Source organism: Syntrophorhabdaceae bacterium (assembly GCA_028713955.1).
GTDB lineage: Bacteria > Desulfobacterota > Syntrophorhabdia > Syntrophorhabdales > Syntrophorhabdaceae > UBA5609.
In genome coordinates, this window is the sequence record JAQTNJ010000114.1 from 1 (window position 1) to 9767 (window position 9767).

General features: G+C 50.7%; 9 protein-coding genes. 5 read left to right on the plus strand and 4 right to left on the minus strand.

The annotated features are described in order from the left end of the window. From PHU49_10320 to PHU49_10340, 5 genes are all read left to right on the plus strand, one after another. A partial coding sequence (locus tag PHU49_10320; GenBank protein MDD5244400.1) for an electron transfer flavoprotein subunit alpha/FixB family protein occupies positions 1–765 on the plus strand: 765 nt, incomplete at its 5' end. A 1-nt stretch (position 766) separates the two neighbouring features. After that, positions 767–2056 carry an FAD-dependent oxidoreductase gene (locus tag PHU49_10325; protein ID MDD5244401.1) on the plus strand — a complete coding sequence of 430 codons (1290 nt, stop codon included), beginning with the start codon at positions 767–769 and terminating at the stop codon, positions 2054–2056. A 10-nt stretch (positions 2057–2066) separates the two neighbouring features. Then, positions 2067–2345: a 4Fe-4S dicluster domain-containing protein gene (locus tag PHU49_10330; protein ID MDD5244402.1), complete on the plus strand. Its 279-nt coding sequence runs from the start codon at positions 2067–2069 to the stop codon at positions 2343–2345. Positions 2346–2729: 384 nt separating this feature from the next. Beyond that, positions 2730–3461 (plus strand): ABC transporter ATP-binding protein, encoded by a 732-nt coding sequence (locus tag PHU49_10335; GenBank protein MDD5244403.1) that lies wholly within the window; start codon positions 2730–2732, stop codon positions 3459–3461. After that, the gene (locus tag PHU49_10340; protein ID MDD5244404.1) at positions 3451–4206 is read left to right on the plus strand and encodes an ABC transporter permease; all 756 of its coding nucleotides are present in this window, start codon (positions 3451–3453) and stop codon (positions 4204–4206) included. Before PHU49_10335 ends, PHU49_10340 begins: the two co-directional genes overlap by 11 nt. Before the next feature lie 222 nt (positions 4207–4428). Here PHU49_10340 and dacB read toward each other — a convergent pair whose 3' ends face one another. From dacB to PHU49_10360, 4 genes are all read right to left on the minus strand, one after another. Beyond that, positions 4429–5937 carry a D-alanyl-D-alanine carboxypeptidase/D-alanyl-D-alanine-endopeptidase gene (dacB, locus tag PHU49_10345; protein MDD5244405.1) on the minus strand — a complete coding sequence of 503 codons (1509 nt, stop codon included), beginning with the start codon at positions 5935–5937 and terminating at the stop codon, positions 4429–4431. An 80-nt stretch (positions 5938–6017) separates the two neighbouring features. After that, positions 6018–7658 (minus strand): glycosyltransferase family 39 protein, encoded by a 1641-nt coding sequence (locus PHU49_10350; protein MDD5244406.1) that lies wholly within the window; start codon positions 7656–7658, stop codon positions 6018–6020. 12 nt (positions 7659–7670) lie between these two features. Beyond that, the gene (locus PHU49_10355) at positions 7671–9233 is read right to left on the minus strand and encodes a glycosyltransferase family 39 protein (protein MDD5244407.1); all 1563 of its coding nucleotides are present in this window, start codon (positions 9231–9233) and stop codon (positions 7671–7673) included. Beyond that, positions 9230–9757 (minus strand): AAA family ATPase, encoded by a 528-nt coding sequence (locus PHU49_10360; GenBank protein MDD5244408.1) that lies wholly within the window; start codon positions 9755–9757, stop codon positions 9230–9232. The genes PHU49_10355 and PHU49_10360 overlap by 4 nt, the downstream gene beginning before the upstream one ends. Positions 9758–9767 lie beyond the last annotated feature (10 nt).

Genomic DNA, 9767 nt, shown 5'->3' on the forward strand with positions numbered 1-9767 from the left:
CGGTGGTATACCTATGCGGGTGTTTTTGAGGGTCTTCTCAAAAAATATAGTCCTTTTGCCGTACTTGGCGCCTCCACGGTAACGGGCAAGGACCTTTTCCCCAGGCTTGCCGCGCGGTTTAGCGGGGCAATGATATCGGATGCCGTCGGCATAGACTTCCACGACACCGGCATAAAGGTCAAAAAGCCGCTCTTCGGGGGAAAGGTCATATCATGGATCACCTGCAGCGAGGATTCGGTGATCTTCATAACCTTCAGACCTAATTCGTTCGGTGTCGAAAAAGGGTCGCTGAACGGCGAGGTTGTAGAAGAACAGTTTGAGGTTGTGAAGGACCCGAAGATGAATATCATAAGCGCAGAAAAACATGTCTCGGAAAAGGTCGACCTGCAGGAAGCGGATTTTATCATATGCGGAGGCAGGGGTATGAAAGGACCGGAACATTTTCAGGTCCTCGAAGAGATCGCCGGGATCATGGGCGGCAGGGTAGGCGCATCGCGTGCCGTTGTTGACAGTAAATGGAGAGAGTATGACGACCAGGTAGGCAAGAGCGGCAAGACGGTATCGCCGAAGCTGTATATCGGCTGCGGGATCTCCGGCGCCCTGCATCATACGATGGGGATGGACACTTCCAAGGTCATCGTGGCAATCAACAAGGATCCCAATGCCCCGATCTTTCACTATGCCGACTACGGGATCGTCGATGATGCCTTCGCCGTACTCCCGATCCTGAAGGAAGCATTGAAAAAGACAAGGGAAGAGATCTGACATGGATAAGATCGACGTTGTAATTGTAGGCGGCGGCCTTGCGGGGCTTGCCTGCGCTTACAGACTCGCCGATAAAGGGTTGCAGGTCATTGTCGTTGAACGGGGAGACTTCCCGGGGAGCAAGAACGTGACCGGCGGAAGGCTCTACCTCATGCCGATAAGATCACTGGTCGGCGACATGCTGGACGATGCCCCTTTCGAGAGAAAGGTGGTGAGGGAACGCTGGAGCCTTTTCGGCAAAGGCAACTCCCTTAATATTGATTTTACCGGTGAGAGGTTCAGGGGTGAAGACCACAGCTACACGCTCCTCCGCTCCCGTTTTGACAGATGGCTGTCGGAAAAGCTGATGAGTAAAGGCGTCTTTGTTATTCCCAGGTACAGGGTTGACGACCTCCTCTGGGAAGGCGACAGCGTGGCCGGCATCAGGGCCGGCAGCGAGGAGATCGCCGCCCATGTCGTTGTTGCCGCCGACGGTGTCCTCTCTTTCATGGCGGAAAAGGCAGGACTGAGACAGAAGATGACCCCGAAGAACTACGCAGTGGGTATGAAAGAGGTCATAGAGCTCCCCGAGGAGAAGATCAACGACAGATTCAATGTCGGCAGCAATGAAGGCTGTGCCCATCTCTTTCTGGGTGACGTGACACAGGGTATCTTCGGCGGAGGATTTCTCTATACCAATCGCGACACCGTTTCGATCGGTATCGTGGCGGGTATCCAGGGGTTGATGAAGAAGGATCCGCCCATAGAGGCGCATACCCTGATGGATGCATTTAAAGAAAAGTACGAAATCAAAAGACTCCTTGACGGCGGCAGTCTCGTTGAATATTCCGCCCATATCATACCGGAAGGCGGTTACAAAGGGATCTCGAAGCTTTACGGGAACGGTATCGTTGTGGTTGGCGACGCAGCGGGATTTGCCCTGAATATGGGGGTGACGGTGAGGGGCATGGAATTTGCCATCGCATCGGGGATCATCGCGGCCGATACGATCACCGGAGCAAAAGAGGCGAACGATTTCACCGCAAAGACCCTTTCCGGCTACGAGAAACGTTTACAGGAGACCTTTGTGCTGAAGGACCTTGCTGCCTGCGAGGGTATGCCGGAGTTTCTCGATAACGAGTCCTTTTTCAGCTACTACCCGGATACCTTTACCGGTTTTCTCGATAAGATCATGTGGTTCGGGGACGGGCCCAAAGAGAAGATAGGCGCCACCCTATGGAAAGAACTGAAGGCATCCGGTATGTTGAGCTTCAAGCGGCTTAAAGAACTATACAACATCAGGAAGATCTGAGGTGCATGTAATGAGGATTGACGAGAAACTTGCCCTTGATGCGTTTAAAACGGACAAAGAAAGCCATATTATCATTAAACATGAGATATGCAGGAAGCAGTGCACAACGAAGCCCTGTCTTTTTATATGTCCCGGTCATCTCTACTCATATAACGAAGAGCTCGATGAGATCGTCGTGGAATTTGCCGGCTGCCTTGAGTGCGGAACCTGCATGGTTGCCTGTAAAGAGGGCGCCATAGAATGGGGCTACCCGAAGGGAGAGTACGGCGTCCAGTATCGCTACGGCTAAACCGTTAATCGTATTTCGTATATCGTAGATCGCAGTGCAAAGAAGAACATTCGGCGTTGGGCGTGGTGCGTTCGGCGAGGAATACGGCTGATAGCTCATGGCGAAAAACCCGTAAGTGGTAAGGTGTAAGTCGTAAGGGGTTTAATCGCCTAACGTCTAACGCCTTACGATTCACAGCCTTCATACTGACGGCTGTGTGCTGTCTGCTGACGACTGCATTTGAATGGGATTGCCGCGCTTCGCTCGCAATGACACATTTACCTTTTCACTTTTCACCTTTCACTTTTCACAGGTGTTCTCCCCTTACGACTTACAGGTTTTTCGATATACGATATACGAACGACGATATACGATATACTGCATTATATGATATGATATCGTTCCATGAATATCGTTACGGCAAAAGGACTGACGAAGGACTTCAACGGCTTGCGGGCCGTCGATTCCGTTGACTTTGAGATCCGAAAGGGTGAGTGCTTCGGTTTCCTTGGTCCTAATGGCGCAGGCAAAACGACGGTCATGCGGGTGCTCTATTGTTTCATTGAGCCGACCTCAGGTGATGTGAAGGTCTTTGACCTCAACGTAAAGGATGAGCCGAGCCTCATAAAATCACGGCTGGGGGTGATGCCCCAGGAGGAGAACCTCGACCTCGAGCTCTCTGTCATCGAAAACCTGATTGTCTATGCAAGGTATTTTGATATCCCGAAGAATACGTCATTGGCTATTGCTACAGAGCTTCTTTCGTACGTCGAGTTGAGCGGAAAGGCCAACGTAAGCATAAAGAACCTTTCGGGAGGGATGAAGAGGAGCCTCCTCCTTGCAAGGGCTTTATTGAACGGGCCGGAGCTCCTTATCCTCGATGAACCGACAACAGGACTCGACCCACACACGAGGCAGGTGGTGTGGAAGAAGCTGAATGATCTGAAGGCGCGGGACACGACGCTGATCCTTACCACGCACTATATGGAGGAGGCCGACAGGCTCTGCGACAGGGCGGCTATTATGGATCAGGGCAAGATCATTACCATCGATTCCCCTGAACGCCTGAAAGAAAAACATGGCGGGAACCTCGAAGAGGTCTATCTTAAACTCACAGGAAGATTGCTTGAAGATTAAAAGGGCGATGCGGGTCTGGCAAAGACATTTTTCCGTCTACACGAAACTTTACAAGTCGAGCATTGCACTCAACTTTATTGAGCCCGTCCTTTACCTTGTCGCCCTCGGGTTCGGACTCGGGGCCTTTGTAAAGGAGGTGCACGGGAAACCCTATATCCAGTTTATCGCCCCCGGTATTATTGCCTCGTCCTCGATGTTTGCCGCGACGTATGAATCCACGTACGGCACCTATGTGCGGATGACCTTTCAGAAGACCTTTGACGCGATCCTTTCGACCCCTGTCAATATCGATGACCTTGTAGCGGGGGAGTTGATATGGGCCGCCACAAAAAGTGTTTTTTACGGCGCCATCATCATTGCGGCGATCAGCGTTTTCGGTCTTGTGGAATCCCCGTTGGTAATCACGCTTCTGCCTGTTCTCTTCGTGAGCGGCCTGATCTTTGCGGAGATATCGATGGCATGTGTCGCCGTTGTGCCCGGGATCGATTCTCTGAACTATTTTTATACCCTATTCATGACGCCCATGTTCCTCTTCTCGGGCATCTTTTTCCCCCTTGACGCACTGCCGCCCTTTGTCTCCTATATCGCTTACTTTACGCCGCTTTTTCATCTTACGAACATCTGCAGGTCCTTTGCCGCGGGGGACGTCTCCAGCGTAGCGGGCGATATCCTGTGGCTCTGTATCGCCCTTCTCGTCCTGATCCCTTTACCTTTCCGGTTGATGAAAAGAAGAATAGTGAGATAGCCAACAGCGACCAGCTATCAGCACACAGCCGTCAGCGTCGATTATCGATAATCGATCATCGAGTATCGAGCGACCAGCATCGAGTATCCAGCGGCCAGTATCTGGTCTCTCACTCCTCACAGGGTTCCTCGCCGAACACCGGCGACCCGCAAGCGGGTACCCCGACGCCGAACGGTTTTTTTATCTACGATATACGATATACGAAATACGATATACGATATACTATTCATTATCGGCTGCTTTTACGAGTCTGAGACAGATCCTTTCGATGATATCCTCTATTAATGAAGGATCGGCGCTGAAATTATTTATCAGTATTGCAAAGGCCAGTCTCTCGCCGCCCCCTGTTGTCATATAACCAGAAAGGTTCCGGACGTGGTTCATCGAGCCTGTTTTGCCTCTCAGGTTGCCCCGAAGGGGAGGGGACTGCATCCTTCTCTTCAAGGTGCCGTCCATGCCTGCTATGGCGAGGGAATCATAGAATACACCGAAGTATCGGCTCCGCGCCATGTAATCAAGCAGCACCACGATGCCTTTTGGCGTGACGAGGTTGTACCTGGAGAGTCCGGAGCCATCGACAATGGAGAGATCAGCGGTGTCCATACCAATTGTTTCCATGTATTCTTTAATGGCTGTTGTGGACGCTGTCTGGCTCCCTTCGCCCTTTTGCATCTTCCCTATGGTCAGGAAGAGCTGTTCGGCAGCAAAATTGCTGCTTCTCTTGTTGATGACCTTGATAATCTCAGAAAGCCCCGGTGACCTGTATATTGCCACGGTCGTCCCCCTGACCTCACGGGAGACCTCACCCTGCTGCCCGCAATCTATGCGTCCATGAAGGGAGACGCCTCTTTGTGCCAGTATTTCTTTGAAGATGAGACCTCCGTAACAGGCAGGCCTTTCCACTGAGACCATTACCCTGTATTCGGGATGGTTCATGGGCAGACCCCCGGAGATGGTTATTGTATTCGTACAGGGTTTTTTTCCGATAGATATGTCATCCATGCCTTCCTTATGGCCTGTTTTTGCTTTATTTACGATGACAAGATTGCCGGAACCCGGCTCGACGCGTACGGTAACGGGATCGCCGGCATAATTGCCCGGCGCGACAACGACGGCAACGCAATTGTTGTTGAAGGAAAAGGAGTCGTTCGAGGCCGAATAGCAGAAAAGCTCATCGTCCCAGCTCCAGCCCGGCCCGAGGGGAGTTGCACGGAAGAAGGAGTTATCGACGACGATATTGCCCGTTATTGACCGGATACCTGACTGTTTCAGGGCTTCCGCCCAATCCTCGAAGACCTTTGTCGGATTGCCATCATGGAAGTACCCTGAGATCGTGGGGTCGCCGGAGCCGACGACTATCAGGTCGCCTTTCAGGACACCCGACTCGACAACGCCATGCTGCATCAGCCTGGTCTCATAGACAAAATCAGGTGTGAGGTACGCCAGCCCGGCAGCAACGGTAAAGAGCTTTACATCCGACGCAGGGATGAAGCGCTGGCCGGCGTTGTATGAAAAGAGGACCTCGTTCCTGTCCATGGATTTTATCTCTATACCGATATGGCTCGATCTCAGAACATCCTCCTTCAGCAACTCCGTCAGGTCCCTTTTCAGGGAACCGGAGGCAGAAGGGGGAACGTGTTGTGGTGTTGATGCGCAACTATAGAATGAGATTGATAAAATTAAAATACATATCAGGTGAAAAGGCCGTTTTAGTGCAGGTAATATTATCATAATAATTAATAATAACAAATAGTTAATAACAATTTGTAATAAATAACATCAATATTATATTATTAATCCACTGTTATTAATTATTTATTATATACAACGCAACGTTCGTTCATACATTTCAGCACTGTCAACGGCCTTGAGACCTTTCCCTGCAACAGGGCAAGCCTCTTCTTCTTGAGTACCGTAAATACGCCTTTCTCCGAATTGAGAAGGGCAATGAGATCATTGTCATTGATGAAGATGTCTTTCGCATCTTCATATTGCGAACCCATCTCCAATTCGCCCTTGTAGGAGGCTATTAACACCTTTGACCGTGTATAAAAGGGCAACGTCTGGTCGTAGGCCGCATAGTTGACGATGAGGTCCTGGCCGGTCTTCTTCTGATTGATGATAGCGGAGAGTTCTTTTGTGGTGTTCATCCTGTCGATAACGGGTATGTTCGCGATGATAGCGAGAACGAGGACAAGAGAGAAGGAGGTAAAGAGGTAGAAGATGACCGGGAACGTGTTGAACCTTCGTACGATCAGGAGACAGAAGAGGACAAGGGAAGAGAGGGAGACGGCGATAGAAAAATTCCTGAGATCCTTCATGATGACCGGGGCTTCCTCCGACACATTGTGGATGTATGTATTGAAGATGGCAATAGACGGCAGAAGGGCGGAAAGGGCAAAGACGGCGAAGATCACGATATAGATCACTATCTCTGTTTTTTGTTTTATGCGTCCTTCCCAATAGCTATGGATCAGGTGACCGATGATGATCGAAAGGGCAGGGAAGACCGGGAGGATATAGGGAGGGAGCTTTGAGCCGGAAAGGCTGAAGAAGATAAAGACCACGAAGGTCCAGATAGCAAAGAGCCTCAGTTCGCTGTTCCTCCAGGCATTGACGATGCCCCTCGGTATCAGCACAGACCAGGGCAGGAGTCCGGCAAACAATACCGGCAGGAAGTAGTAGACGGGCCCCGACCGCTTGTGTTTTGCCGTAAAAAACCTCAATACATGCTGGTCTATAAAGAAAAAATAGAGGAACTCCTTCTCCTTCAGGGCCATGGCGATGATCCAGGGCAGGGTGATGACCGCGTAGATCGCGAGGCCCCGGAGGGGCTTGAGGTCTCTGAGAAAGGCAAGGTTCCCTTCCGTGAAGAGAAATATCACAATAGTGATGCCTGCCAGGATCACGCAGACAGGACCCTTTGTGAGGGTTGCGAGACCAAGGGCCACATAGAAAATATAGAGGAACCGTCCCTTCCGTTCTTTGTAGTATCCGGCAAAGGCTATGAGCGCGCAAAAAAGCCAGAGCGTGAAGAACATATCGAGGGTAACTATCCTCGCCATCGCAAAGAAACCGAATGACGACAGGAGGATCACCGATGATATGAAGGCAACCTCTTCAGAGAACCTTCGTCGGAGGACACAGTAGAGGATCATGATGCATGCAAAGGCAGACAGCGCGTTGGGAAACCGGAAGGACCATTCGTTGACGCCGAATATTGTATAGGAGACCGCCACGGTCCAGTAGAATAACGGTGGTTTTTCAAAATATCTCACATGGTCCAGATGCGGGACCACCCAGTCGCCGCCTTCGACCATCTCCAGCGGGATCTCCGCGTATCTGCCCTCGTCAGGTTCTTTCAGAGAATAGCCGCCGATACCGTGAAAGAGAAAGATGTAGGAGAGGATAAGGAGGGCGGCGACATGTATTATCTGCTTATTCTTCTTCACAATATCTCTTTATTATCCCCCGTGTTTTTGATACCGGGCAAGCACCATTTCCGTGTCGCCTATCTTCTCTTCCAGGACTATACTGGTATCAGTCAGGGCCTTGCGCGCCTCGCCGATGTCCCGCTTGCGGGTTACCAGATAGAATTCATCGAACCGCTGCCTTAACTGTTGCAATTCCTCAGTCCTGTGCTCATCGATATGGATAGCCTGCCTCCCTATATAGTATACGTAAACGCCCCTCATGCTGCCATAATAGACCCACCGTGTATCCTTTTGCAGATGATCCCGTACCTTTTCGCAAAAAGGCCTCGGCGATTTATAGTAGTTCAGTTTGTTGTAGATCCATATGTTGGCTGCCATGTAGGTTGTTGCGAGGAAGATGAAGAGAATGCAGGCAGCCGCCTCTGTCCTTTTCAGCAAAGCAGACCATGCAATTCCTATTGAAACGAGCAGGGACAGGATGCCGATAGAGATCCTCTCAGGACGGAATTCCCTGTACATCTCTGTTTTGACGGTGATAAGGATGATGCCAAGGGCAAGGAAGACCGTTGCGAGCAGCGCGGATACGTAAAAAACATATTTTTTATGTTCCGTCGTGAATGCCCGGGCGGTCATCAGCGCCATGGCAGGCAGAAGAGGGATCATATACTTGCTGATCTTTCCTGACGAAAGCGAAAAGAACAGGAACATCCATAGAAACCAGATAAGGAAGAAACGCATTCCGCGGTCATCTTTCCAGCCCTTTGCGGCAAGGTAGATGCCCATGGGGAGAAAAAGGCTCCAGGGAAAGAAATCTAAGGGAAGGGTCGTGAAATAGTAATATACGGGTCGCTTGTGGCTCCATGCGTCAAAGAACCGCGTGAGGTTCTGACGGATGATGTTCTCCTGGAGGTAGGGGAACCCTTCCTTCATATAGACCAGCAAATACCACGGCACGATTATCAGCAGAAAGATACATATACCGATAGCGGTCTCTTTCCTTTTAAAGATATGAAGATCGCTTTGCGACCAGCAGTATATGAGAACAACGGGAAATATGAGGATGACGGCCAGAGGCCCCTTGGTCATAAAGGCGAGCCCGGCGAGGACATAAAAAAGGATGTACAGGGATTTTTCCCCTTGATGGTAAAACCGGAAGAAACATAGAAGACTTGATGAGACAAAGGCGGCAAAGACCATATCGACCTGCAGGTACCGTGCCTGCCAGTAGTAAAGGGGAGAACTTATGAGGATGAGCGTCGCGAGAAGCGCCTCCTTCTCCCCAAAAGACCTGAAGGCAACATAAAGGAGGAGAAGGGCTGCCAGTAAGGCAGACAACGCGGTCGGGATGCGCATCGATGCTTCATCCCTGAGGGGGGTGAAGATCTTTGCCGACAGGTAGTTCAGGTAATAGAAGAGAGGGGGTTTTTCGCCATATGGTTTGCCGTTTAAGTGCGGAACGATCAGGTTGTTGTCAAGCTCCTTTGTGATCTGTGCGAAATCCCCTTCATCAGGGGCCCAGAAGTCTCTTGATTGTATGTTAGAGAAAAAGAGTAAGGCCGCGATGATGCAGGTGGCAAGGAAGATCTTTTTCATACATAATTCTTTACGATGTTGTTGAGGTCATTCATAGCGTCTTCCATACTGCGGGTGTTCAGGATGTAACCGTCGGCCAGGGCAACCGGTACGGCAACCCCGTACGCGATCTCCCTCATATCTCTGTCGTCAAAGGCATCGGCTGAATCGTCCGATCTTCCCCGCGACATGATCCTTTCCAATCTCAGTTTCCGTGGCGCCACGAAGGCGACCACCACACATTCGACCCTTTCCCTGAGAAGCGCTACTTCCTGCAACGAGCGTATGCCCTCCATAAAGACAAGGTTGTTTTTTGATTCTATCACGCGGGAGAGGACCAATCGCGTAACGCCCATACCGTCGGTGCCCCGTAATCGCGTTGAGACCATAGCGGTATTTTCCGCGTTCGGTTCCAGTCCCTGTTTTTTCACTTCTTCGCGGACCACGTCGCCGGTAGCAAAATATGGGATTTGTTTTGATTCAGCGTAGCTTCTGGCAATGTTTTTACCGGATGCAGGCATCCCGACAATGACAAAAAGAATCATTCAACCTCCC